The 23,475-nt window shown below is 50.3% G+C and carries 21 protein-coding genes; 19 read left to right on the forward strand and 2 right to left on the reverse strand.

All coding sequences use genetic code 11. From position 1 onward, the window contains the following. Positions 1–14 precede the first annotated feature (14 nt). From EH198_RS10245 to ppnP, 13 genes are all read left to right on the forward strand, one after another. Entirely contained in the window at positions 15–1,079 is a 1,065-nt protein-coding gene (locus tag EH198_RS10245; protein ID WP_124695429.1) for a P-loop NTPase family protein, read from the forward strand. Then, on the forward strand, positions 1,076–2,545 hold the full coding sequence (locus EH198_RS10250; RefSeq protein WP_124695430.1) for an ATPase, T2SS/T4P/T4SS family: 1,470 nt from the start codon (positions 1,076–1,078) through the stop codon (positions 2,543–2,545). Before EH198_RS10245 ends, EH198_RS10250 begins: the two co-directional genes overlap by 4 nt. Positions 2,546–2,557: 12 nt before the next feature. After that, positions 2,558–3,607 carry a hypothetical protein gene (locus EH198_RS10255; RefSeq protein WP_124695431.1) on the forward strand — a complete coding sequence of 350 codons (1,050 nt, stop codon included), beginning with the start codon at positions 2,558–2,560 and terminating at the stop codon, positions 3,605–3,607. Positions 3,608–3,617: 10 nt separating this feature from the next. Beyond that, the gene (locus tag EH198_RS10260; protein WP_124695432.1) at positions 3,618–4,487 is read left to right on the forward strand and encodes a hypothetical protein; all 870 of its coding nucleotides are present in this window, start codon (positions 3,618–3,620) and stop codon (positions 4,485–4,487) included. 58 nt (positions 4,488–4,545) lie between these two features. Next, positions 4,546–4,752, forward strand: coding sequence for a hypothetical protein (locus EH198_RS10265; protein WP_124695433.1), 207 nt, complete (start codon positions 4,546–4,548; stop codon positions 4,750–4,752). A 6-nt stretch (positions 4,753–4,758) separates the two neighbouring features. Continuing rightward, positions 4,759–4,902: a hypothetical protein gene (locus EH198_RS24605; RefSeq protein WP_179034548.1), complete on the forward strand. Its 144-nt coding sequence runs from the start codon at positions 4,759–4,761 to the stop codon at positions 4,900–4,902. Between the two features lie 24 nt (positions 4,903–4,926). Next, positions 4,927–5,307, forward strand: a complete 381-nt coding sequence (locus EH198_RS10270; RefSeq protein WP_124695434.1) for a hypothetical protein — start codon at positions 4,927–4,929, stop codon at positions 5,305–5,307. A gap of 9 nt (positions 5,308–5,316) precedes the next feature. After that, complete coding sequence (locus tag EH198_RS10275; RefSeq protein ID WP_124695435.1) at positions 5,317–5,814, forward strand: hypothetical protein; 498 nt, start codon at positions 5,317–5,319, stop codon at positions 5,812–5,814. Between the two features lie 215 nt (positions 5,815–6,029). Beyond that, positions 6,030–6,668, forward strand: coding sequence for a hypothetical protein (locus tag EH198_RS10280; protein ID WP_124695436.1), 639 nt, complete (start codon positions 6,030–6,032; stop codon positions 6,666–6,668). Then, positions 6,665–8,971: a hypothetical protein gene (locus EH198_RS10285; protein WP_124695437.1), complete on the forward strand. Its 2,307-nt coding sequence runs from the start codon at positions 6,665–6,667 to the stop codon at positions 8,969–8,971. The genes EH198_RS10280 and EH198_RS10285 overlap by 4 nt, the downstream gene beginning before the upstream one ends. Positions 8,972–9,041: 70 nt before the next feature. Beyond that, on the forward strand, positions 9,042–12,884 hold the full coding sequence (locus EH198_RS10290) for a glycoside hydrolase family 78 protein (protein WP_148091495.1): 3,843 nt from the start codon (positions 9,042–9,044) through the stop codon (positions 12,882–12,884). Positions 12,885–13,060: 176 nt separating this feature from the next. Next, positions 13,061–15,112 carry a transketolase gene (tkt, locus tag EH198_RS10295; protein WP_124695439.1) on the forward strand — a complete coding sequence of 684 codons (2,052 nt, stop codon included), beginning with the start codon at positions 13,061–13,063 and terminating at the stop codon, positions 15,110–15,112. Between the two features lie 44 nt (positions 15,113–15,156). Beyond that, positions 15,157–15,477, forward strand: a complete 321-nt coding sequence (gene ppnP, locus EH198_RS10300; protein ID WP_124695440.1) for a pyrimidine/purine nucleoside phosphorylase — start codon at positions 15,157–15,159, stop codon at positions 15,475–15,477. 605 nt (positions 15,478–16,082) lie between these two features. On the opposite strand, the gene EH198_RS10305 is transcribed toward ppnP, so the two are convergent. After that, positions 16,083–16,970, reverse strand: coding sequence for an NAD(P)-dependent oxidoreductase (locus tag EH198_RS10305; protein ID WP_124695441.1), 888 nt, complete (start codon positions 16,968–16,970; stop codon positions 16,083–16,085). Positions 16,971–17,290: 320 nt separating this feature from the next. Here EH198_RS10305 and EH198_RS10310 point away from each other — a divergent pair, with 320 nt between their 5' ends. The 3 genes from EH198_RS10310 to EH198_RS10320 all read left to right on the forward strand — a co-directional run bounded on the left by EH198_RS10310 (position 17,291) and on the right by EH198_RS10320 (position 19,990). Further along, positions 17,291–18,646 carry a glucose-6-phosphate isomerase gene (locus tag EH198_RS10310; RefSeq protein ID WP_124695442.1) on the forward strand — a complete coding sequence of 452 codons (1,356 nt, stop codon included), beginning with the start codon at positions 17,291–17,293 and terminating at the stop codon, positions 18,644–18,646. Positions 18,647–18,770: 124 nt separating this feature from the next. Next, entirely contained in the window at positions 18,771–19,403 is a 633-nt protein-coding gene (locus tag EH198_RS10315) for a YigZ family protein (RefSeq protein ID WP_124695443.1), read from the forward strand. 5 nt (positions 19,404–19,408) lie between these two features. Beyond that, entirely contained in the window at positions 19,409–19,990 is a 582-nt protein-coding gene (locus tag EH198_RS10320; RefSeq protein WP_124695444.1) for a TetR/AcrR family transcriptional regulator, read from the forward strand. Positions 19,991–20,136: 146 nt separating this feature from the next. On the opposite strand, the gene EH198_RS10325 is transcribed toward EH198_RS10320, so the two are convergent. After that, positions 20,137–20,538, reverse strand: coding sequence for a secondary thiamine-phosphate synthase enzyme YjbQ (locus tag EH198_RS10325; RefSeq protein WP_124695445.1), 402 nt, complete (start codon positions 20,536–20,538; stop codon positions 20,137–20,139). A gap of 199 nt (positions 20,539–20,737) precedes the next feature. Between EH198_RS10325 and cysT the strand changes: the two genes are divergently transcribed. Genes cysT through EH198_RS10340 form a run of 3 tightly spaced genes read left to right on the forward strand, consistent with a single transcriptional unit; the run spans position 20,738 to position 23,413 of the window. Beyond that, positions 20,738–21,553 (forward strand): sulfate ABC transporter permease subunit CysT, encoded by an 816-nt coding sequence (gene cysT / locus EH198_RS10330; protein ID WP_124695446.1) that lies wholly within the window; start codon positions 20,738–20,740, stop codon positions 21,551–21,553. After that, positions 21,550–22,347, forward strand: a complete 798-nt coding sequence (locus tag EH198_RS10335) for a sulfate ABC transporter permease subunit (RefSeq protein ID WP_124695447.1) — start codon at positions 21,550–21,552, stop codon at positions 22,345–22,347. Before cysT ends, EH198_RS10335 begins: the two co-directional genes overlap by 4 nt. Before the next feature lies 1 nt (position 22,348). Then, on the forward strand, positions 22,349–23,413 hold the full coding sequence (locus EH198_RS10340) for a sulfate/molybdate ABC transporter ATP-binding protein (RefSeq protein WP_124695448.1): 1,065 nt from the start codon (positions 22,349–22,351) through the stop codon (positions 23,411–23,413). The last annotated feature ends 62 nt before the right edge of the window (positions 23,414–23,475 follow it).

Raw genomic sequence — 23,475 nt, forward strand, 5'->3', positions numbered from 1 at the left:
AGGAATAAGGCTTTATGAAAATATTCAGTCTCGGCCTGGACCAACTGACGATAAATGATATCCGGCAGGCCGGCTATACCGTTGTTATGCAAAACGCGCTTCCCGATCCGCAGCAGGCAGCGGGCCATATGCTGATAGCTACAAGCGGACAGGCCGAAGTCTACGAACTGAGGAGGCTGCGCGAAAAGTTTCCGGATACGCTTATCCTATATTTTTACATGGAACGGGGCGTACGCGGGTATTACGGCATCCATCTGACCTGTGAGGAACTGGGCATCCATTTCCTGACGCCGCGCTCCACGTCATCGGCGATTATCGAAAAGATCAGGCTCGTCCTGAAGGACGACGGCGATGAACGCAGCAATGTGCTGGGGGTGCTTGGCTCCGGACCGGGAATCGGCTGCACGAGCGTAGCCGGATTGCTGGCGGGACGAATGGCGGCGGCGGGCAGACGGGTTATTATGCTGGGAATGAATGTGTATGACCCGGGTTATGACCGTAAACCGGCAATCAGTCTGGACCGGATTCGGCCGAAGCTGACAGGCAGCAGACTCTATGATGAGGATTTTACCCAACTGATTGTGCAGGATGGCTACCGCTATTTGCCGGGAAACTGCGATTACTTAAGCGCCCAGGATTATCAGGAGAACGAGATGGAGTATTTGCTCGCCCGTGCCTCGGACAACGCCGACATCGTTATCGCCGATCTCGGCTCCGTACCGGAGAGCGCGGCGTGGTATACCGGAATGAGAAAATCCGCGCTGCGCCTGCTCGTTACCCATCCGAAGCATGAACACAGACTTGAAGCGCTTATGGACTTGGCCGGGCATATGGACCTGCAGCCGCATGATTTCAAGCTCATTATGAACCGCGGTGGCCAGGAGGAGAGCGTTTCCCCAAAAAGTATGGCTCTGCGCTTCGGCACCGAGATTTTTCTGGATATACCTTACTACCCGATGTCCTCCGGCAAGCTGCCGCTCGGCAAGAAAGAGCTTACACAGGCAGATGAAAAAGTCCGCGCGCTGCTGGCTGCTTTCGGCTTTGAGCCCGAGATCAAGAAGAAGGGGATGTTCTTATGAGCAGTGTAGCGGGCTCCGGCCTTACAGTTGCTTCTGCGGCAGGAACTCCGTTCTCGCTTAAACAGAGCGTGCTCCGCGGCAGCAGACCGGGAAAGGATGACTTCCCTTCCTTCCTGCAAAAAATGAAAAGAGAGATGAACGCAGGTCTGGAGCGGGAGGATGAAGCGTATTTCGAGCTTAACGCCAAGGCGCTGACAGGCGACCCGCAGGCGGTCAGCTTTTTTATGAATGAAATTGAAAAATACTTGCGAAAGACGCCTTATTCCGGCAGCGTTCCCGAAGCATACGACACGGCGGCCGAAGCGCTGTTTCATGAATGGAAAGGATTTGGCCCGGCTTACCGCTGGTTCACGGATCGGGCGTACAGTGAGTCGACGGGGCTGCAAATTATCGGGAGGCAAATTTTTTACAATGTAAAAGGCAAATTTGTTCCTTACCCGTATGAGATGCCGTCACTAGACCGGGTAGAGCAGTTAAAGCGTTCGCTGCTGAAGAGCGATCCGAACAAGAAGCTGAACAAGGATAATCCGTCCGTCGAGTTCAAAATGGATGATCCGCTCTGGCCCGGCAGGTTTATCCGGCTCGCCATTTGGGTTTCGCCGCGTGTATGGGATGGCTTTACCACGATTTCCATGCGGCGGCAGGTGGTCGAATTTCTCGATCTGGACGATCAGGCGGGAACGGAATGCATTCCGGCAGAGGCCGTACCGATGATTCGCGCGCTGGCAATGACTTTTCGCAACACGATTATTGCCGGCTCTGTCGGCTCGGGCAAAACGACCTTTGCCAATACGATTGTCGGCGAGCAGCTACTCGGTTCCGCCTCCTGCATGGGCGTGGTGATGATTGAGAAGCATCCGGAATCGACACTGCCCTACCAAATTAAAGGGCACCGGATTATCCCCATCCAGGCCGCCAATGAAGAACTGATGGAAGTGGGGATAGAATCGCTGCGGCATGATCCAAACCTTCTCTACATGACAGAAATGCGGTACAACGAATGGGAATTTTACCTGTGGAGCGGAGAAAAGGGTTACGACGGCATAACGGGAACCTTTCACACCGTTGATTCGGAGGATATTCCCTATCAGGGGGCTTTTGCCGTATCGACCCGTATTGGCGGAAGTTTAAAAGGTCACCTGGTTTCCGCGCTGAAGGCATGCGAGCTTGTGTTTATTCTCGAAAGCGCGGGGGAAGGCAGAAAGCGGCTGGCATGTATTTCCGAAGTGTTTTACGACGAAGCCCGTAATTCGGTGTTTGCCAATGATCTGATGCGCTGGGATGAGGAGAAAAGAGATTGGACCTACAATGCCGGAGTCACCGAGGGGCTTGCCCTAAAGATGCGGAAGAGAAATGAGGAAGCCGCGCTGGCGCTGAGGGATTCGTTAATTAGGCTGGCCGGCGCGAAGCCGTTGTCCAACCCTCTAAGGGAAAGTCTGAAATCCAGAATTGTGCTGAACGAGTGAGGCGGTGAAAAAGTGAATGGAGTGTTTTACCTGCTGCGCTTTGTGCTGCACCTGCTGATCGTTTGGGGAATTTGGCTGCTGGTCAAACCGCTTACGGAACAGGGAATCCGGCATTTTGCGGCAAAAATCAATTACCTATTTATTAGCAGAAGAAAAATTCTCGGGCGGAAAGCGGGCGGTATTCCCCGGTATGTGCCGTTTTACAATCATTTGGACAATCTCCTGTACATCGCCAAACGAAATTACGAGCCGGGAACGACTGTGCTGCGGTTCATGGTGCAGTCGGGTCTTTTGGCCGCCGCCGTGTTCTTGTCGGGTCTGCTCACGCTCCGCGAACTTCCGGGTCATTTGGACTTTCATAATCCTTTTTTGGAAGGGGTGTCGTTTGACAGTGGACGTCCTTGGCGGGACGGGTGGCGGCTGCCTATGTTCTTGGCGGTTCTCGCCGGAATGCTGCCCTATCTGCGGCTTCGGTATGCTTATGCGCATAAAAAAGTGAAAGGCAGCTACCATCTGCTGGATGTAGTCAAAATCGCCGCGAAGTTTACACATTTGCCTGTCGATGCGCTGCTTGGCAGAACGGCAGATTATTTGGACGAAGACAATGTCCTTGTAACGCCGCTAAAAATACTGGCTGCCTCTTTCGCCAATTACAGCAGTGAGCACGAGCTTGCTGCGGAGACACAGCGTTTTGCCAATGCGGTCAGCACCACTTTTGCCGTTGAGTTCGTTTCGGATCTGCTGTACTGCGAGAAGGAGGGCGGCTATTACCTGAAAAATTCCCTGATGATGCTTAACCGCTCGATGGAGCAGCAGCGGGAGACGATTTTGGAGGTCAAGGCCAACAGCAGGGATGCGATTAGTCTGGGGCTTTACGGTAATCTGGTTGTGCTGTTCTTTTCCATCGGAACCTTCATTTATATGCTGAAGCCCGGAGTCTACTTTCGGCTGCAGTTTGAGACCCGAGCCGGTTTGGCTTTTCTGATGGTTATTGTCTCGGGCCTGTTTCTGTCTTTTGTGATCAGCAGCGTGCTGGCCAAGCCCAAACTCGATTACCACTGAGGAGATTTGTATGGACAGATTATTTTTGCTGACTGCCGTACTCGGCATCGTCTATCTCGCTTTAGTTGTGTTTGTCGGCGCCACAGGAAAACGGGAGCGTTACATGCTGCGTTTGCAGCAGAGATGGAACGGAATGGGAGAACGCATGGAGAACGGCAGGCTTCAGCAGGTTCTTTATGCCGCAGGCTTGACTGTATCCGCCCGGAAGGTTACTCTGCTTCGTTATTTGGCGGCTTTTCTCTATCTTCTCGTAAAAATATTGGGCGACTATATCCGCGGTTTACCGTTCAATGCATACGATTTGCTGATCGCCGCGATGATTATCGGCTTTACGAGTCCGGCCCGCTATCTTCCGTTCGGCTGGCTGCTTTCGTGGCTGCATCAGAGATCCGTTGTTCAAAAGGATAGCGAATTGATCTCGTTTCTGCGGCTTTATGAGAACAACAGGCTGCGCAGGCGGGGATATGTGCAGTTTGGCGCTTTCTGCGCCGGGACTGCCGGACATTTTGTCCACATCCGTCACGATTTGTACGAACTGTCGGAACGGGCGGTCGATGAGGGGCCTGAGCGGGCCATCGAATGGTTCTGCGATCAGTTTCCTGAGGGCCATGCTTTTATCGGCGATATCCGGTCAATTCTGCTGGCTACGGAGGGGATGGATGATGATACGGAGGCCGCCGCTTATTTGCGGGAGCAGGGTAAAATGATCGCCAAAATATCCAGCGACCAATATCTGCGCAAGTGGTCTCTGATTGGGGATATCTCCTCGATTATTAATGTGATTCCGTCGATTGCCACCTTTTTAATGATCGTAACACTGGCCATGCAGTACATCATGCTGATCAAGGGGAATTTTAACGATATTCGCCTATTTCAGTGAATAAATGTCATATTCAATCAGCACATAAAAAAATAAAATTAAAAGGGAGATATTAACAATGAAAAAAGATGCTATTTCTACGGGGCTGTTTATCGCAATCGGGTTTCTGTGTGTCGCTATTGTCATTGCCGTGCTGATTCCGGTCGTGCGGGATGTAATTGATGATGCCGACGACAACCGTCCAACCGTGCCGGCGGTCAGTATGACGCAGCCGCTTAACCCTGCCGATCCGACGTCTGATGTATCATTCCTCTTGGGAGCCTAGCAGTCGATGAAAAAAGATTCGATCTCCGTCGCCTTGTTTCTCGCCATCGGATTTATTATTGCCGGGATCTTCATCACGTCCGCCACAGGTATGATCGGCAGCAGCCAGGATGACATTATCGCCCATACGAAGCAGGTGGAGAATTACTAGCCGAAAGGAGTACGAGCATAGACCATGAAAGCGACGGTCCTCCGGGCTTTGTTTATGTGGCTGGTTTTGTTCATTATTTTGCAGCCGATCTTTACCTATATCGATTATTTGCTGGATTTGCAGGTCAAGGCCAACACCTCTTACATTGCACAGAAAGCCGCAATCGAAGGGATGGTGACTGCCGGCATGCGGAGCGAAGTCGTGAACAATCTGAAGGCTTTAGGTTTCTCGGGAGCATCTATTGAAATTACCAGCAGCTCCGAGACGGTTCAGGATAGAAAAACGAGACTCGACGTATACGTCAAAGCTCCGCGGATCTCCATGTTTCCGTACGACTTTTCCGGAGAGGTACAGTCTTCGTATTATTACGGCCATGGTTCCATTATGAGCGAATATCTCGATTAAGGTGACATTATGGATTACATTATCAAGCTTGCTTTTGTGCTGCTGATCTTTATTTATAGCTGGTTTTTTCAGGCGCAGAATCAGGAATGGGACATCGACCGTGAACTGCTCAAAAGTGCGAACAACATGGCCGTCCACGATGCCGCGCAGGAAATGAACGAGTCGGAACGCGCGAGAGGACGGCTGATCATTGATCGGGCCGCAGCGGAAGCAAGTTTTAAGGAAACACTGGAAGCCAATCTAGGACTGGATGACAGCCTTAATCCCCGCGCCGGCAGCCGTCTGAGTTCCAGAGTGGATGTCGTTCATTTTGAAGTGATCGATGAATCCTCCGGCGTGACCTTTCCGTTTCTCTATGAAGACAGCCGCTATGGCATTACAAAATATATACAAGGACCATCCGTAATTGCCGTTATAAAAACCAGGCATCCGGCGCTAATCGCAAGAGCCAGAACTCAGGAGGATATCCAGGTGCCGGCGATTCAGGAGTATAAGTACAACAAGTAGTAGTTTGGATTGGGAATACCGATTTGAAGGACAATGGGGCGGCCTGGACATTACGCTGGTTTTTCAGCTTTCAGGCCGCTGCGCATTGCCTTTCAGTTTATCGGCAAGGGACTTTCCTGCTGTAGATGAGAGTCTTTGCCGATAAATGAATTGACAGGAGAGCAAGTTTGACTATCTTACATAAATAATTCATTAAAAAAAGGAGAGGTAAGAAAATGAAAAAGATGATTTTGAAAGTAAGTACGGCTGCGTTGCTGCTCACGCAAATTGTTTTGGTGGGGGGAGTTGCTGCAGAAGCGGGGAACACAACGCTGCCTCGTGTGGCGACTACGGCTTCGACTGCAGCCAAGACAACGGTTCCGGTTATGACTGACAACCTGTCTAAGTATGGACTGAAGAAGGCAATGAACCTTCCCGTTACGCTGTCTTCCGAGGGATTGAGCTATACCCTACATAAAATCATGATTTATGATTTTAATTCGCCAGAGGTTAAGAAGCTGCAAAAGCTTTATGGGTTTCAGAATGGTAGTGACGTTATCATTGTTCCTAAATATTTTATCTGGACTAAAGTTACAATTAAAAATAATACTTCTAAGATGTTGAAGGGGAGTGGGGCGGATATTCATAGATTGATCCCACTTACTTTTCAAACGGGTGAAATTACTGATCCGGCATGGCCGATGAACCTAGCTCAAAAAATAAACAGCAAAGATGCGTTATGGACATATAGAATAAAACCTGGTGAACAGATTACGTCCTATTTGGCCTATTATTACGATAAAGAGATAGATTATTTCGTAATTCGTATGCTATATGGTAAAAACTTCGTTGAAAAGTATGTGGTGCCTGAATGAAAAGAATCTCAAAAATTCTAATAAGTTTCATTTTACTATCATCTATTTTGACTGAACCGACTTCGGTTAAAGCGGCAGAAACAACAAGTGCGACAGTAGCGATTCCAGTGAATACGGGACTTGTTGGTGACGACAATGCGGAAAAATCCTATGCGCTTGATCTGCCGAGTGGTGTTTCGGCGGCTGCAATAAATACCAACTCCCTGAAATATACGGGCAACAATACATTAGATGGGAGTATTACCGTCGAAAATGGAAAAATCAAGTTGAAGCTTAAAGGGGTTGCAAATACTAAAACGCTGACCGATCTTGTTGGTTATCAATCATCATTTGAAGCAGAATTCTATACCAATCCAAGTAACTCGATCTGGCGGTATTCTGACGGAGTTCGCTGGCAGATTAATGAGTACAGCGAAGCATCTGATACATTGATTTCCCATGATCTGCCCGCAGAGGATAGCAGTATTCCATCTGATCACCCACCTAGAACGGTCGTTTCCGCTGCCCCTATGCAGGATACGAATTATCTCAAATGGTATGATGGAGCGAAAACGAAGGTAATTGATTCAAAATATATTATTCCTTCGACAATTAAACCTGTATGGGTGAAAGATTTATCTTCCGGTACTATCAAAGAACCTCCGAAATTTAAGAATGGGAAAGTCATTGTGAACTATGCTATACCCTGGTTTGTGGTTCCAACGGGTCCGGATGCGGGAAAGATAAGATTGCAAACGTATGAGGATGTAAGTGATGAAACGACCCATCCACTTGTCGGTCATGCTCAAGGTAGAAAATATATGGTTCATGTTTACTATCACTACACAGCCGATGCCAAAGTCCCATCGTACAGTTATAGTGGCAGCGTTTCCTTTAATTATTCGCCCATAACCGAACCAACCTTAGACGGCAGTGTAGTCGTTGTCAAACCGAATCCTAACCCAACCAAAGGTGATGGGAGCGATTTGCTGGTTACGCTAAAGGTTAATGGCGAGCTTCTGGCTTTTACGGATTCGTCTAACATCGAAGAATGGATATTTTATGCCAAGGAATCCGGATCAAACGAAGTCAAGATGAAGAAGGATTATGGCAAGGTTCTAACTTCCAGCCGGACCTTTGATGACTTCAAAATACCTAAAGAGAAGTTTGCCAGCGGCGAGTATGAGCAGGAGTATACGCTAACCGTCACCGTGCGCTTTTCCAAACCGCTTATAAGCGCTGGAGGAGACATCCCCTCATTAACCAAAACGATGAAAGCGAAGGTCGGCGTATATACAGGACCGCAGCCATCGTACATGCCAGACCCAACTCCGACTCCCCCTAGTGGAAAACCACCTGTGGCGGTTTTGGATGTACCCGATACTGTCGTTGCTGGTGAAAACTTCACCATATCTGGAGGCGGCTCCTATGATCCTGACGGAACGATTAAGAGCTATATTTGGGATACTCCTGCTGTTGTAGATGCGATTAGCGGCAAATATGGAGAAACGGAATATCCGCTTTCAGCGACAGGTACGACACAAACGGTTGTACTTGAAGTTGTCGATAACGACGGACTATCGGGCGTAACCTCAAAGAAAATTGATGTTGTGGCCCCGGTTCCGCAGGCAAAAGTTGAAGTTAAGGGTTCACTTAAACAAAATCGGAGAGTAACCTTGCATAACGCAAGCCGCAATAAGGCGGATGACTTCCCGCTCGTTGAGTCAAAGACCCAATTCACGGTCGTTCCCATATCCGGAGGAGCGGCATCAGACATTAAGTATAGTGGTTCCCTGAGCGGGGTGAACGACAAGGATATTTTATTTAGGCAGCCCGGGACATACAGAGCTACGATTACCGTGGAAAATACGGCGGGCTATACGGGAACAAGTTCAACTACTTTTGTCATTGTTCCTGATGAAACTCCAACCGTCTTAATTTCCGTTCCGAGAGAATCCTACCGTGATCCTAGCAATGGAAACAAAGCGTCGTCCACAATAGACGATCTTTCATTTTCCCCGGACTATGACTATTTAGCTAGACGTTTGTGGGAATATCGATATGATTCCAATAACAATGGGAGTTTTGATGATGAGTCTTGGGTTATTTTAAGCAATGACAACGAAAACAGACTCACCTTTATGCCTACTCAGGTAGGCCGATACGAAATCAAGCTGACGGTATTTGAAGAATTCGGCCAGCCGACGATTAATGAATTTGTAACGGATGCGGACCGGAGATCCGCCGATTCCGGAACGCAAAACAGCATTGAAAAGATTATTACGGTCTATAACCGCGCTCCAGTTACGGATTGGACATGGTAGAGGGTGAAAAAAGATGAAGCATAGACGTACAAATAGAGGGCTTAAAATACTCCTTTGTTCCGTAATTCTGATGATGCCATTGCTGAATCAGTGGGGAGACAGAAAAGCTTTTGCCACAGATACTTCAATAGTTAATTATATGGATTATACAGTCCCAGCAACTGACGTGATGGGGCAATTAGCGGACATTGCTCCAGACCCGAATGATGAATCATGGTTGTTTGACTCTGCCCTTGCTGCAAAAAATGCAAAAATAAATCTTTATATTTCAAGAATGGAAGCTAAGAGCTACGTACATCGAGATGAATACAAAGTAACTAATATCCGGTTCAACCGAGTTACCCGCACTCTTACCTACGACACCAGTCCGTATGTCACAACGATTCGTTCTTACCGCACATACAAACCTGGAATGCCCACCGGATGGGCTGTAGCAGCGCCATCTCTAGGTGTGTTCTATTGGATAGAAGGTGATGTATGGGATAATCATGGAAATAACCTTCAAGATGATCAATTCCCTTTTTTGTTTGAAAATCGCATATATGTATTTGGTGAAAATTCTTATTATAGCAATGAATTTTCTTATACTGAGCGTACCGTAACCGTACCTGGGGGTAGTCATAGTTATTCTTTCGCCGATTATACAAATGCGGTTAATATAAGTTATACCATCAATGGTGACCCATCCAGCATAATAATTAATACTAAATGGGAGGATGAAATTTTTGGTGGTTCATTTGTATCCTATCCTGTAAACGATAAACAACAGATCCCGCTTGCTGTTAATTCACCACCCAGTCTTAATCTGATTAGCCCCAATAATGTCACTCTTTATAATGAGAATGGTCAAAACATTCTAAATATCGAAGGTTTTGCTCAAGACCCGGATAATGAAGATTTGGATGTAACGGTGGAAGTACCTAATGTCTTTTACCGCAAGACCAAAGTGTACGGAGCATTGACGGCGAAATATTTCTTGGTTCCAATTGATGTGATCGCCGATTCGGTCCCTCCGGGAGATTACCAGGTGAAAGTGTCGGTAGTTGACCGTTACAATTTTAAAGCAGAGTCGTACTTGAATTTTTCAGTTCGGAACCACTTGAAGAATAAAGCCTTTTATCTGATCAACAGTCCCGTAGAAATCAATAAAACATATGGAGACTACGAGAACGACCCCCAACACTCCGAGCGGTACAGGTACGATCAAGACCCAGACTTTTTTGATAACTCAATGGGGATGATTTGGGACTCCGGATTATGGCGATCCAGTAAGTATACTTCTTTCCCTTTTAGTGGAGCGTACACGGCCAGAGTACAGGTGCGGGACAACCCGCAGAATGATAATCGGTTCGATGCATTTCGGATGTGGAGCGGTGACAATCTTTCTTCGATGACTTTTTTGGTTCACCGGAAACCGATTGCGCTGTTCTCGGCCAAACTAGTGAACGGCAGCTTGCAGCTTTCCGACAGTTCATACGACCTAGACCACGTTTCAAGCCCCAATAAAGGCTTAATTAATCGGCAATGGCAATGGCGAAAAAGCGGGATGGAAGTATGGAACGATGGACAACCGCCATCGCCATTACCAACGAGTGACCCTTACGATATGCGGCTGCGGGTAAGGGATGTTGACGGGCCGAACGGAATCGGATTCTGGAGCGATTGGTTCCAGCAAACCGTTGGTAGTCCGGGTAATCTTCCTCCAGTGGCTTTGTTTACCGTCGATCCGAATAATGTCAGTTACCGGAAAGCTACCACGATTACAGATAAATCCTTCGACCCGGATAATGATTATCTGGATACTTACGAATGGAGAGTAGTCAAGGATGGCTGGCAGGAGGTTTGGTATTATTACGGTGGAGTGGCGACCCCGCCCAACATCGCCGGGTTCGGCACAGGCAGTTACCAGGTTACTCTCAAAGTGCATGATAACCGCGGGCTTTGGTCGGCTCCATATAGCCAAGCTGTACAAGTTTTGAATCACCCTCCGGTCGCTGATTTTAACATGCCGAATGAAGTGTACCGCGACACCGTAATCACGATGGAAAACCTAACTCCCGATCCGGACCAAGACGGTGATTGGCTTTCATATGAGTGGTATGGGCGATTAAACGGGGGTTCCTATTACTGGACAGGAAATAGTCGGAATCCGTCAATGACTATTAAAGGCTTAATTAATAGCAATGGCATTTCCGACAAGGACGCTATCTCTGATAATTGGGAAATGCGGCTTAATGTATCGGACGGCAGCCGGACATCCTATGCAACAGAAATGTTCGTAGTCAAAAATCATCCTCCAACCGCTGATATATCCGGGCCGTCTACTGTGTATCAGTACGATACGAGAACCTTTAATTCAGCGGATGAAGATCTGGACACCTCCGACCAGAGCAGCTTGCAATACTATTGGCGCGTTACGAACAGCGATGGGAAAATATCCGTGTACCGTACTCCCAACATCGATCTGACGTTTAACGAATTTGGCACCTACACCTTGGAACACTGGGCAATAGATCAAATCGGTGATAAGTCCAACATTGCCACCCTAAAAGTCAACGTCATCGAGAATTTGCCCCCATCCATGACGCTTACATCCCCTGCCGGAACCCCTGGCAATCCAACCATCATCGATGCCGAAAAAGACGGAGATCCGCTTATAAAATGGTCGTACGCCGATCCGGAGAGTGATGCACAGGAGAAGTACCGGTTGGAATTTTTCATGAAAGACGGGCTGCTTGCCAAAAGTGTAGAGAATACGGACAGCACGGGCGGCACACGTCAATTCAAGATGCAGGATCAATCCTTTGAGCGGTTCCTATTCTATTCCGTACAGGGCCGGGCCTTTTCGAAGAATAACTGGTCTGACATATCCAACGAAAAAGCCTTCATCATTGATAACCCGCCGGTTCCTGGTTTCTCTTTAGTAACAGACACCGGAAAGGATGCAAGCCTAACACCGATTTATCGGACAGATGTCTTACAAATTACAAGCACGGCTCATGACGACGATCAGCTGAAGGGTGACAGCCTGACCTATAAATATTATTTGAAACCGAGTGCGGGAATCGAAGGCTTAATAAGCGCATCCGATAGCTTTACAAAGCAATTCACGACCAACGATACGTTTACGATTCGTCAAGTAGTAACCGACTCGCTGGGTTTATGGCGGGAAGTCTCTCATGCGATCACTGTGAAAAACCGGCTTCCCGTGGTGAATCTCACCTTTCCGACCAGCGACACGGAAGCCAAGCCGACCATCGCCAGCACGATGACGCCGATTATGAAATGGAGCTATTCCGATGATGACGGCGATGAGCAGCAGCGTTACCGGGTGCGTATATTGGATGCAGCAACAGGGGGCATAGTGGTTCAGTCCGGGGATCAAGCGTCCAGTCAGAAGCAGTGGACCGTACCGGCAGGAGCCCTTGTGGAAAACCATAAATATGCAGTTGAGGTTGAAGCATATGATGGCTTTGATTGGAGCGCAGCCTCGGCGCGGAAATATTTTATGGTCAACCTGCTGAGCGTAAAGGGCGGCGTGAAGCACACCGCGGAGTGGAACGCTAACCGGCAGAGCTACAATCTAAAAATATCGGGAGACAAAGAGCAGCCGCGTAATTATAATGTATTTTGGGCCGGAGAGAAATTCATGCTTCAGGCTGACGCTACAGGGCTTCCGGATACGATTGACGTAACCATGGACGGCGGATTTACGGCGAAGCTTAGTCCTTCGGACAGCGACAAGACATTTTGGACGGGAGAACTCTACAATTCTTCTTTTGAGAATCTACCAAACGGGCCGGTGACCTTTACTTTCACAGCGAAGAACGAATATAATACGAAAATCGACAAGGTAACGGTTGTCATCTCGGAGAATTGGAGCCAATATTTCCGCAGCCATCGGGTGAAGTAGCAAGTAGGATTATGATCTGATGTCAGCCTGTATAGATTGTGTATAAAAATATTTCCAAGTTGCGAAACATAAAGGGCTGAAGCGCCTGGTTCGTAAAAACATTGGAAATGCTTCCACATTAGTGATACAATAATAGTCAAAATGACATTCTTGAGACTTAGAGGAGGACTATTTGAATGACTGAACAACAGGCAAAAGAGCAAGCGATCCAAAAGGATGAGAACTCAACGGTCGACAACCTGGCGATTACGACGATCCGCACTTTGTCCATCGACGCGATTGAAAAAGCCAAGTCCGGCCATCCGGGTATGCCGATGGGTTCCGCTCCGATGGGCTATCAACTCTTCGCAAAGACGATGAACCATAACCCTGAGCATCCGACCTGGGTCAACCGCGACCGGTTTGTCCTGTCCGCCGGCCACGGCTCCATGCTGCTGTACAGCCTGCTGCATCTTAGCGGTTATGATCTGCCGATGGAAGAACTGAAGCAGTTCCGTCAATGGGGCAGCCTCACGCCGGGCCACCCGGAATTCGGCCATACGGCGGGCGTCGACGCCACAACGGGTCCCCTCGGCCAAGGTATCGGCATGGCGGTCGGCATGGCGATCGCGGAAGCTCAACTCTCTGCCACGTACAATAAGGATCAGTTTAATGTGATCGATCACTATACTTACGCAATCTGCGGCGACGGCGACCTCATGGAAGGCATTTCTTCAGAAGCCGCTTCGCTTGCGGGTCATCTTAAGCTTGGCAAGTTAATCGTGCTGTATGATTCGAATGACATTTCGCTTGACGGCAAGTTGAATCTTTCTTTCTCCGAAAATGTTGCGAAACGCTTTGAAGCTTATGAATGGCATGTGCTGCGCGTGGAGGACGGCAACGATCTTCCGGCAATCGGCAAGGCCATCGCGGAAGCGCAGGCTGTCACGGACAAGCCTACGCTTATCGAAGTGAAGACCGTCATTGGCTATGGCAGCCCGAACAAGCAGGGCATAGGCGGGCACGGCGGCACGCACGGCTCCCCTCTCGGCTCCGAAGAAGCGAAGCTGACCAAGGAATTCTACAAATGGGTATATGAAGAAGACTTCTATGTGCCGGATGAAGTTCGCGCTCGTTTTGCTGAAGTGAAGGAAAAAGGCATCGCCGCAAACAACGAGTGGGACGAGAAGTTCGCAGCGTACAAGAAGGCTTATCCGGAGCTGGCTGCGCAGCTTGAAACCGTGCTGAGCGGCGACCTTCCTGAAGGCTGGGACGCTAAGCTGCCGTTATATAAAGCGGAAGATAAAGCTGTATCCACGCGCGTCGCTTCAGGGAATGCACTGAACGGATTGGTTGCTGGCGTACCTCAGCTGTTCGGCGGCTCAGCTGACCTGGAAAGCTCCACAATGACCCATCTGAACGGGCTGGCTTCCTTTACGCCGGAATCGTACGACGGCCGCAATATTTACTTCGGTGTCCGCGAATTCGGCATGGCTGCGGCTATGAACGGTATTGCGCTGCATAGCGGACTGAAAGTGTTCGGCGGCACATTCTTCGTCTTCACAGATTATCTGCGTCCAGCGGTCCGTTTGGCTTCCATTATGAAGCTGCCGGTCACTTACGTGCTTACTCATGACAGTATCGCTGTCGGCGAAGACGGACCTACGCATGAACCGATTGAACAGCTGGCTTCCCTGCGCATCATTCCGGGGCTGACCGTTATCCGCCCTGCCGATGCGAATGAAACCTCCGCCGCTTGGGCCTACGCGGTGGAGAACAAGGAGAATCCGGTGGCGCTCGTGCTTACTCGCCAAAACCTGCCGATCCTGTCCGGAACGGTGGACGGCGTGCGCGAGAACATCAAGCGCGGCGGCTACGTCGTATCCGATGCCAAGAACGGCAAACCTCAGGCGCAAATTATCGCAACGGGTTCCGAGGTGCAGTTGGCCGTCAAGGCTCAGACCGCACTCGCTGAAGAAGGCATTGATGTTCGCGTTATCAGCCTTCCAAGCTGGGATCTGTTCGAAAAGCAGGATAAAGCGTACCGCGATTCTGTCATCCTGCCGGATGTCAAGGCGCGTCTTGCGATCGAAATGGCTCAAACCTTCGGCTGGGAACGCTATGTCGGCGACCAAGGCGATATTCTCGGCATCACAACGTTTGGCGCTTCCGCACCTGGCGACACAGTCATCAGTGAATACGGCTTCACTGTGGGAAATGTCGTTAACCGCGTGAAGGCTTTGCTGTAGAATAATGTTGGGACAATCGGGAATTAAGGGGGAAGAAAAAAGAGATGAGTCAATTTAACAACGCGACAATTCAAAAAGAAGCTAATGTTTACTATGATGGGAAGGTAACCAGCCGTGCGGTGATTTTGGAAGACGGCCTCAAGGTTACGCTTGGCATCATGCTTCCGGGTGTGTATGAGTTCGGCACAGACGGCCCGGAAACCATGGAAATTCTGTCCGGAAAGCTTAAAGTACTGCTGCCCGGTTCGGAAGTATGGCAGGAAATTGACGGGGCGGAGACCTTCCATGTGCCCGGCAATTCGAAATTTTCGCTTGAAGTATTTACAGTGACGGATTACTGCTGTTCTTACCCGGCGACTTTGTAATTCGTGAACAACGAGTATCGCAATGGAGAGAGCATCCTAGCCTAAAGCAGGCGAAGGATGCTTTTCTTCATTTACTGGCGTTCAAACAAAGCGGACGCATTTTTATCATTTCGAAAAACTGTTTGTGAAGGCCGTTCTCCTCCGTTCCTCGCGATCAGATTCATACATCGATCTAAGGGGCTGGAAGCGCTGAAACTAACGCCGTATAAGTCAATCTATAAGCACATGGCTGCGGGTCGCTTTAGGAGAAGGGCAATGGTGGATTGACGGCCGTGAAGCGGTTCTACGGTGGCCTGTGAAATCCACAGGGATGGACAATACGGAGGAGGGAGCCGCCGCTGCCCCTGAAAGCGCCGAACCAGATGGCGCGGCACCGGATAAAACCAAACCGGATAGCCCATCACCGGAGTTGACGCCGGCCCCCTAGTCTGCCGCTGCAGAGCCGCTTTGCGCTAGGCGCCGACGATGGCACACCGTAGATATGCCCCGGCACACAGCTCTTCCGCCGCCGAACCGAAATATAACCCAAACAGCCTGCCCTCATGCAGATACGAATACTGCATAGAGGCAGGCTGTTCTTGTACCTTATTGAAAATTCGGCGACCTTATTCGCCTATCTTGCGGCCGATCCAGGCTTCGTAGGTTTTCACGACAGCGGAAAGGTCTTCCTCGCTGCTGCCGCTGTTATATCCCGCTTGGAACAGACTCTTGGCGAGTTCCAAGGCCGGTGTAGGTACGCCGCTCGCGTCGCTCAGCGCGGATGCAAGTTTCAGATCCTTCAGCATCAGCCCCAGCGAGAACTGGTTACTGAAGTCGCCTTCGATAATTTTGCGGCCCTTCAGTTCAACCTGTTTGCTGCCGGCCGAACCGTTCCGCACCAGTTCCAGAAATTTGTCGGCAGGCACGCCGGACTTCACAGCGATGGAAAAGCCTTCGGCAAGCGCGATATTATGAATGCCGACCATCGCGTTGTGCGCCAGCTTCGCCGCGGCGCCGCTGCCATTCTCGCCCATGTGAAGCAGCAGCTTGCCCATCGCGTCGAACAGGTCGCGGTTTGCTTCAATAATATCGGCGCTGCCGCCGACCATGAATACGAGTGTTCCTTCCACAGCGCCCGGCTTGCTGCCGGTCACCGGAGCGTCGAGGAAATGCCCGCCCTTGCTTTCGACGGCGGACGCGATTTCCTTCACCAGTCCCGGTGAGATCGTGCTGGAATCGATCACAACCGCTCCCGGCTTCAGAGCTTCCAGAATCCCAGCCGGGCCGTAAAAGATTTCCCGGATCGAATCATCGTTGCTGACCATGGTAATAATAACGTCCTTGCCTTCTGAGGCGGCCTGCGGAGTAGCGGCGGTTGTAGCGCCTTCTTTTACCAGCGGATCGCCTTTCGAAGCCGTGCGGTTGTACACTGTCACCTGAAACCCTGCGCGCAGCAGGTTGGAGGCCATAGGCGCCCCCATCGTTCCGAGTCCGATAAATCCGATTTGTTTCATAAAATTTCACACCTTTGCTATGAGGTAACTGAAGAACGGAAAAAACGCCGGAAAAAGGGTTTGCCTATTCCAAAAGTAGTGTTTATCCCCAGACTTCCAGCCTAATCTTTTATAATTCTAGCACGAGCCGAAAGGAGGTTCCACCTTACTAAAGCCGCATCTGACAAAGGAAACGCTTCCGAAACATTCCTGAATTATCCCAATTGATACTTTTGCCTGTGTCATAGGACCTTGCCAGCCCAGTGAAATTAAAGTATCCTATTATAAAGTTGTTACAATTCGTGTCAAATCGATAGCTAAATAGGAGGGTTCCATTACCGATGTCCAAAAAAATCAGTTTTGATTACAGCAAAGCCCTGTCCTTCATTAACCAGCACGAAATCGACTATTTTGCAGCGCCAATTAAACTAGCCCATGAGCAATTGCATACCAAAACTGGCACGGGTTCCGACTATACCGGATGGATCGATCTTCCCCACAACTACGATAAAGAAGAATTCGCCCGCATTCAGGCGGCCGCGAAGAAAATTCAAAGCGACTCCGATGTGCTGATCGTTATCGGCATCGGCGGTTCTTACCTGGGAGCCCGCGCAGCGATTGAATCGCTGACACATTCCTTCTACAACAATCTGGAGAAGGGCAAGCGGAAGACGCCCGAAATTTATTTTGCGGGGAACAATATCAGCTCGACTTATCTTACCCATTTGATTCAGCTTATTGAAGGCAAGGACTTCTCGGTTAACGTTATCTCCAAGTCCGGAACGACGACCGAACCTGCGATTGCTTTCCGGGTGTTCCGCGCCGAGCTTGAGAAGAAATACGGCAAGGAAGAAGCTCGCAAGCGTATCTACGCCACAACCGACAAGGCAAGAGGCGCGCTCAAGACACTGGCTAACGAAGAGGGCTATGAGTCGTTTATTATTCCGGACGATGTGGGTGGACGCTATTCCGTACTGACCCCGGTTGGCCTGCTGCCGATTGCCGCTGCCGGCATCGATATCGAAGAAATGATGAAAGGGGCCGCAGCCGCAGCTGACGAGTTCAACAACCCGGATGTGGCGACGAACCAAAGTTACCAATATGCAGCCGTCCGCAACGCGCTTTACCGCAAAGGCAAAACGACGGAAATCCTCGTAAACTACGAGCCGTCGCTCCATTACGTATCGGAATGGTGGAAGCAGCTGTTCGGCGAGAGCGAAGGCAAGGACTTCAAAGGCATCTACCCTTCCTCCGTGGATTTCTCGACGGACCTGCACTCGATGGGACAATTCATCCAGGAGGGCAACCGCAACATTTTTGAAACGGTTATCCAAGTGGATCAAGTTCGGGAACATATTACAATTGAGAGCGATCCGGACGATCTGGACGGACTCAACTTCCTGGCCGGACAGACCGTGGACTTCGTGAACAAGAAGGCGTTCCAAGGCACGCTGCTTGCGCATACCGACGGGCAAGTTCCGAACCTGGTTGTCACGATCCCGGATCAAACGGCTTACAGCTTTGGTTATCTCGTATACTTCTTTGAAAAAGCCTGCGGTATCAGCGGATATCTGCTTGGCGTCAACCCGTTCGACCAACCGGGCGTAGAAGCGTACAAGAAGAACATGTTCGCGCTGCTCGGCAAGCCGGGATATGAAAAAGAAAAAGCGGAGCTTGAGGCCAGACTTACCGAATAGATTATCGTTTCTCACCTCATATCACACTACAGTAATTCACCAGGGAGCAGTCCATAGGTAATCCAATACCGCGGGCTGCTCCTCGTATATATCAAGATCACAGCGAATAAGGAATGAATGAACAATGCTGGAACAATACCGGACGGTGCGGTCTTCCGGTTCCAAGGAAATCGTTATCCGCAAGTCACGTTTTATCGGACATGTCATGCCGGTGGAGACGGAAGAAGAAGCGGTTCAATTTATTGAAGACGTTAAGAAGAAGCATTGGAATGCCACGCATAACTGTTCCGCGTATATGATTGGGGAACGGGACGAAATTCAGAAGCAGTCCGACGACGGGGAACCGAGCGGTACCGCGGGAAAGCCGATTCTGGAAGTCATTCGCAGCCAAGGCATCAAAAATGCGGCTATAGTCGTTACACGTTACTTCGGAGGAATTTTGCTTGGGGCGGGAGGCCTGATTCGGGCCTACACGGACGGCGCCGTACTGGCGCTTGAAGCCGGCGAAGTCATCACCCGCGTTCTGCGCCGTGAAGTGTTTGTGGAATTGGACTATACCTGGCTCGGCAAGGTCGAGAATGAACTGAGGGGCCGGGGGACTAAAGCCGGCGAAACGGAGTTCACCGACAAGGTCAAGCTGACATGCCTGCCGCGGAATGAAGAAGCCGATGCCTTCAAGGCTTGGATAACGGATTTGACCCAGGGACAAGCGGTTGTAACGGAGGGAAGACAGCTTTACTATAGCGAAGGGGAATAAAAATTATGGCTAGAAGAGCAGTGGAACAGGAGTTGTCGAGGGAAAGGATTCTGGAGGCGGCAAGGCACCTTTTCATTACAAAGGGTTATCGGGCCATCTCCATGCGCAGCATAGGTCAACATTTGGGATACAGCCATGGATCCCTCTATTATCACTTTAAGGAAAAAGCAGAGCTGTTTTATGCCATTGTGGTAGAAGATTTCAACCGTGTGGCAGAATTGTTGGATGAGACGATGAACAGACCTCCGGAAGAAGGAGTAAGCAAGGTGGAACAGCTGATGCTGGAGTTTATCCGCTTCGGGCTTGATCATCCGTATCAGTACGAAATTATGTTCATGATCCGGGATGAGGAGCTGCTGGCTTACTGTAGAGCGGAACAAGGGAAATGTTTTGATTTGTTCTCCGGTATGGTGCGCCGCCACTTAAAAGAAGAAGGCTATGTGCCGGAAGACTGGCAGAGTGTGCCGCTTACGTTGTTCCTGTCTGCTCACGGCTTTATCTCATACTACATCCAGGACAAGATCAAGTTCGACGATGTGAAATCGGCAGCGCAGGCGCATGTCAGGGTGTTATGCCGCAGTTTGTAGGCGGATATTTTTTCATCCTTTTACGCTTTATGGCTGTAAATTGGTAATCAGGTGCTCCTCTGCCACGTAAAAGTGGAAAGGCGCAGCAAGTAAAAGGCCGATTCGGCGTTTTGTTCCGAAAGCGGCCTTTTACTTGTGTCCTGCTGCTACCCTTCAATGATTTTTACATAATACTGCCGGCGTCTGGGGCCGTCGAATTCGCAAAAATAAATTCCCTGCCACCGTCCCAGCAGCAGTTCGCCTTCGTGGATAATAATGCTCTGGGATGGCCCCGCCGTTATCGATTTGAGATGCGATGCCGTATTGCCTTCCGCATGGCGATACTTTGGATGCTCCCAAGGATACACCTCGTCCAGACGCATCAGCACATCATGCTTCACATCGGGATCGGCGTTTTCGTTGATCGCGATGCCGGCTGTTGTGTGGGGGCAATATACAACTGCTATTCCGTTCCGGACGCCGCTTTTTCTCAGATAAGAAATAACCTCTCTGGTAATATCCCGCAGCTCATCCCGCTTGCTCGTAGCAATCTCGACCGTATGCAGCACTAACGGATTCCCCTTCTTTAGTCGATTTCCACCCTTTCACAAACTATTTTACCCTAAAATGATTCGAAAGTAATTGACGATGGCAAGAGGAGGGTGGTAAAGTAGTAATAATTATTAAACCCAGTATGTTAATAGGAATTAAAGATCGCCAAATTGCTAGTATACCGACCCGTCAGCCGGAGGTAGGAGGATATATCTGTTGAATTCGCTGCTAAGACACAAAGGATGGACCTGGGGATTCCGAACCACGATTCTGCTTTACTTCGTCGTATTGATCGTGCTTCCGATTCTCGGCGTCTATTACAACTCATTTTCACTCGGCTTCAAAAATTTTGTCGAAAGTATATCTGATCCCATTGCCTGGAAATCAGTACTGCTCACGCTCCGGCTTGCGCTCATTGCGACTATTATTAATGTCGCTCTGGGAACTATGATCGCCTGGGTGCTGGTCCGCTACAAATTCCCCGGAAGGTCGCTGCTCAACAGTCTGGTCGACCTGCCATTCGCTCTGCCGACGGCGGTCGGGGGACTGATGATTTTGCTGCTGCTCGGTCCGGGAAGCCTGATCGGCGGAGCGGCGGAAGCGCTCGGGCTGGAAATCGTCTTTCATCAGCCGGCCATTGTCATCGCGATGGTCTTTGTAACCTTTCCGTTTGTCATCCGGGCGGTACAGCCGCTGCTGGAAGAGCTTGACCCTTCCGAGGAAGAAGCGGCCTACACGATGGGAGCCGCGGGCAGCCGGGTGTTCCGGAAGGTTATTCTACCGTCCATGGCGCCCGGCATGATCGGTGGAGGTATGCTTGCCTTCTCCCGGGCGCTTGCCGAATTCGGGGCCGTCGTATTGGTGGCGGGCAATATTCCTGGGCGAACGCTTGTCTCGTCGGTATTTATATATGGCGAGGTGGAGAGCGACAATCCGACTGGCGCCGCGGCCGTCTCCATTATTTTGCTGACTCTCTCCTTCTTGATCCTCTGGCTGATCAATATGGCGCAGATGAGGGGGAGAAGATCATGAGAAGGCTGTGGATTGGACTCACCTATATCGTTTTCTTTCTGCTGATAGCCGCTCCCCTGGGTAAAATAATCTCCAATGCCTTCAGTCAAGGTCTTCCCGGATTCCGGGATGCCCTGACAAGACCGGAGGCGCTGCACGCGCTGATGATGACGGCGCTGGTCGTCGTAACGGTGACGGTGCTGAACACAGTGTTCGGGATAATGACGGCCCTTTATCTGGTTCGAGCCGAGTGGCTCAGCTCCCGGCTGAAGAACCTGCTCAACAGTATCGTCGATCTTCCATACGCGGTGTCACCTGTCATCGGCGGATTGATGATTGTCCTGCTGCTTGGACCGGACAGCGCGCTTGGGGCGGTGTTTGAACATATCGGCTTCAATATCGTTTATGCTTTTCCAGGGATGGTCATCGCCACCCTGTTCGTAACATTCCCGCTGATGGTCAGGGAAGTGATGCCCGTTCTGCAGGAAATCGGCGGGCAGCAGGAGGAGGCCGCTTCGACGCTCGGAGCGTACGGGTGGAAGACCTTCTGGAAGGTAACCTGGCCTTCGATTCAATGGGCGGTGACCTATGGCGTCATTCTTACGGTCGCCCGCTCGCTGGGTGAATTCGGGGCCGTGCTTGTTGTATCAGGCAACATTATGAACAAGACTCAGACGGCGACGACGCTGGTCTACCAGGATGTCGAGAACTTTAATGTAACGGCGGCGGGCGGCGTCGCGCTCGTATTGGCCGCTTTTTCGGTAGGACTTCTGCTGCTCATGGAATGGAGCAAGAAAAGAAAGGAAGTGCGTTGACATGCATGTGGAAGTACGCGGACTTAACAAGCATTTTGGCAATTTTCATGCGGTGAAGGATGTCAGCTTTGAAATCACAAAAGGTCATCTGATCGGCCTGCTCGGCCCGAGCGGAGGCGGCAAAACGTCCATCCTGCGGATGCTGGCGGGTCTCGAAACGCCGGATGCCGGCGAAATTGTCTTCCATGGGCAGGTGGTCAATAATCTTCCGCCGCAGGAACGCGGCATCGGCTTTGTGTTCCAGAACTATGCGCTGTTCAAGCATATGACGGTATATGATAACATTGCCTTCGGGCTTAAAGTGAAAAAAGCGAACAAAAGCTTCATTCGCGACCGTGTGATGGAATTGGTGGAACTGACGGGGCTTAAAGGCTTCGAGAAACGGTATCCGCAGCAGTTGTCCGGCGGACAGCGCCAGCGGGTGGCGTTCGCCCGGGCGCTTGCGCCAGAGCCGCAGCTGCTACTGCTCGACGAGCCGTTCGCCGCGATCGACGCCAAGATCCGCCAAGAGCTGCGCTCCTGGCTGCGTGAACTTATTGAGCGCGTCGGAATCACATCCATTTTCGTAACGCATGACCAGGATGAGGCGATTGAAGTTGCGGATGAAATCATGATTATTAACCAGGGCCGTCTGGAACAGAAAGGCACGCCGTGGGATATTTACAAGGAGCCGAAGACGACATTCGTAGCGACCTTTATCGGCGAATCGACGTTGATCGAGAACGCCGCCGAGCTGAAAGGATTCAAGCCGGCTGAAGACAGCAGGTCGACTAAAGCACTGATCCGCCCCGAATACATCGAAGTAGGCGACCGCCAAGAGTTCAAAATGGCTTCGGCAACCGAGAAAGGTATTGTCAAGCATCTGCAATTCCGAGGCAGTGAATGGCTGGTCGAGGTGGAAGTGAACGGTCACAAGCTGGTTACCTACCGTTCGCTGGAGAAGGAAACGCTGCAGGTGGGTCAGGAAATTGCCGTGCTGGTACACCGCGCCTACCTGTTCAACGACGAGCGCAGCTGGATTCAGGAGAACAGCCTGAAGGAAGATCCGATGCCGGTTTACATTTAAGACCAGTTCCCCGCAAAGTAATCGGAATAGACATCGGAGCTTGAACTTCACTTTGCGGGGTG

It is taken from the genome of Paenibacillus rhizophilus, from assembly GCF_003854965.1.
Taxonomy (GTDB): Bacteria; Bacillota; Bacilli; order Paenibacillales; family Paenibacillaceae; genus Paenibacillus_AQ; species Paenibacillus_AQ rhizophilus.

What these genes read in the sequence shown, in the direction of transcription:
- EH198_RS10305 (WP_124695441.1), bottom strand. Translation starts at nt 16,970, where the DNA reads ATGAAACAAATCGGATTTATCGGACTCGGAACGATGGGGGCGCCTATG.
- EH198_RS10290 (WP_148091495.1), top strand. Translation starts at nt 9,042, where the DNA reads ATGATGCCATTGCTGAATCAGTGGGGAGACAGAAAAGCTTTTGCCACA.
- EH198_RS10260 (WP_124695432.1), top strand. Translation starts at nt 3,618, where the DNA reads ATGGACAGATTATTTTTGCTGACTGCCGTACTCGGCATCGTCTATCTC.
- EH198_RS10320 (WP_124695444.1), top strand. Translation starts at nt 19,409, where the DNA reads ATGGCTAGAAGAGCAGTGGAACAGGAGTTGTCGAGGGAAAGGATTCTG.
- EH198_RS10275 (WP_124695435.1), top strand. Translation starts at nt 5,317, where the DNA reads ATGGATTACATTATCAAGCTTGCTTTTGTGCTGCTGATCTTTATTTAT.
- ppnP (WP_124695440.1), top strand. Translation starts at nt 15,157, where the DNA reads ATGAGTCAATTTAACAACGCGACAATTCAAAAAGAAGCTAATGTTTAC.
- EH198_RS10265 (WP_124695433.1), top strand. Translation starts at nt 4,546, where the DNA reads ATGAAAAAAGATGCTATTTCTACGGGGCTGTTTATCGCAATCGGGTTT.
- EH198_RS10340 (WP_124695448.1), top strand. Translation starts at nt 22,349, where the DNA reads ATGCATGTGGAAGTACGCGGACTTAACAAGCATTTTGGCAATTTTCAT.
- EH198_RS10335 (WP_124695447.1), top strand. Translation starts at nt 21,550, where the DNA reads ATGAGAAGGCTGTGGATTGGACTCACCTATATCGTTTTCTTTCTGCTG.
- EH198_RS24605 (WP_179034548.1), top strand. Translation starts at nt 4,759, where the DNA reads ATGAAAAAAGATTCGATCTCCGTCGCCTTGTTTCTCGCCATCGGATTT.
- EH198_RS10310 (WP_124695442.1), top strand. Translation starts at nt 17,291, where the DNA reads ATGTCCAAAAAAATCAGTTTTGATTACAGCAAAGCCCTGTCCTTCATT.
- EH198_RS10280 (WP_124695436.1), top strand. Translation starts at nt 6,030, where the DNA reads ATGAAAAAGATGATTTTGAAAGTAAGTACGGCTGCGTTGCTGCTCACG.
- tkt (WP_124695439.1), top strand. Translation starts at nt 13,061, where the DNA reads ATGACTGAACAACAGGCAAAAGAGCAAGCGATCCAAAAGGATGAGAAC.
- EH198_RS10245 (WP_124695429.1), top strand. Translation starts at nt 15, where the DNA reads ATGAAAATATTCAGTCTCGGCCTGGACCAACTGACGATAAATGATATC.
- EH198_RS10270 (WP_124695434.1), top strand. Translation starts at nt 4,927, where the DNA reads ATGAAAGCGACGGTCCTCCGGGCTTTGTTTATGTGGCTGGTTTTGTTC.
- EH198_RS10315 (WP_124695443.1), top strand. Translation starts at nt 18,771, where the DNA reads ATGCTGGAACAATACCGGACGGTGCGGTCTTCCGGTTCCAAGGAAATC.
- EH198_RS10250 (WP_124695430.1), top strand. Translation starts at nt 1,076, where the DNA reads ATGAGCAGTGTAGCGGGCTCCGGCCTTACAGTTGCTTCTGCGGCAGGA.
- EH198_RS10285 (WP_124695437.1), top strand. Translation starts at nt 6,665, where the DNA reads ATGAAAAGAATCTCAAAAATTCTAATAAGTTTCATTTTACTATCATCT.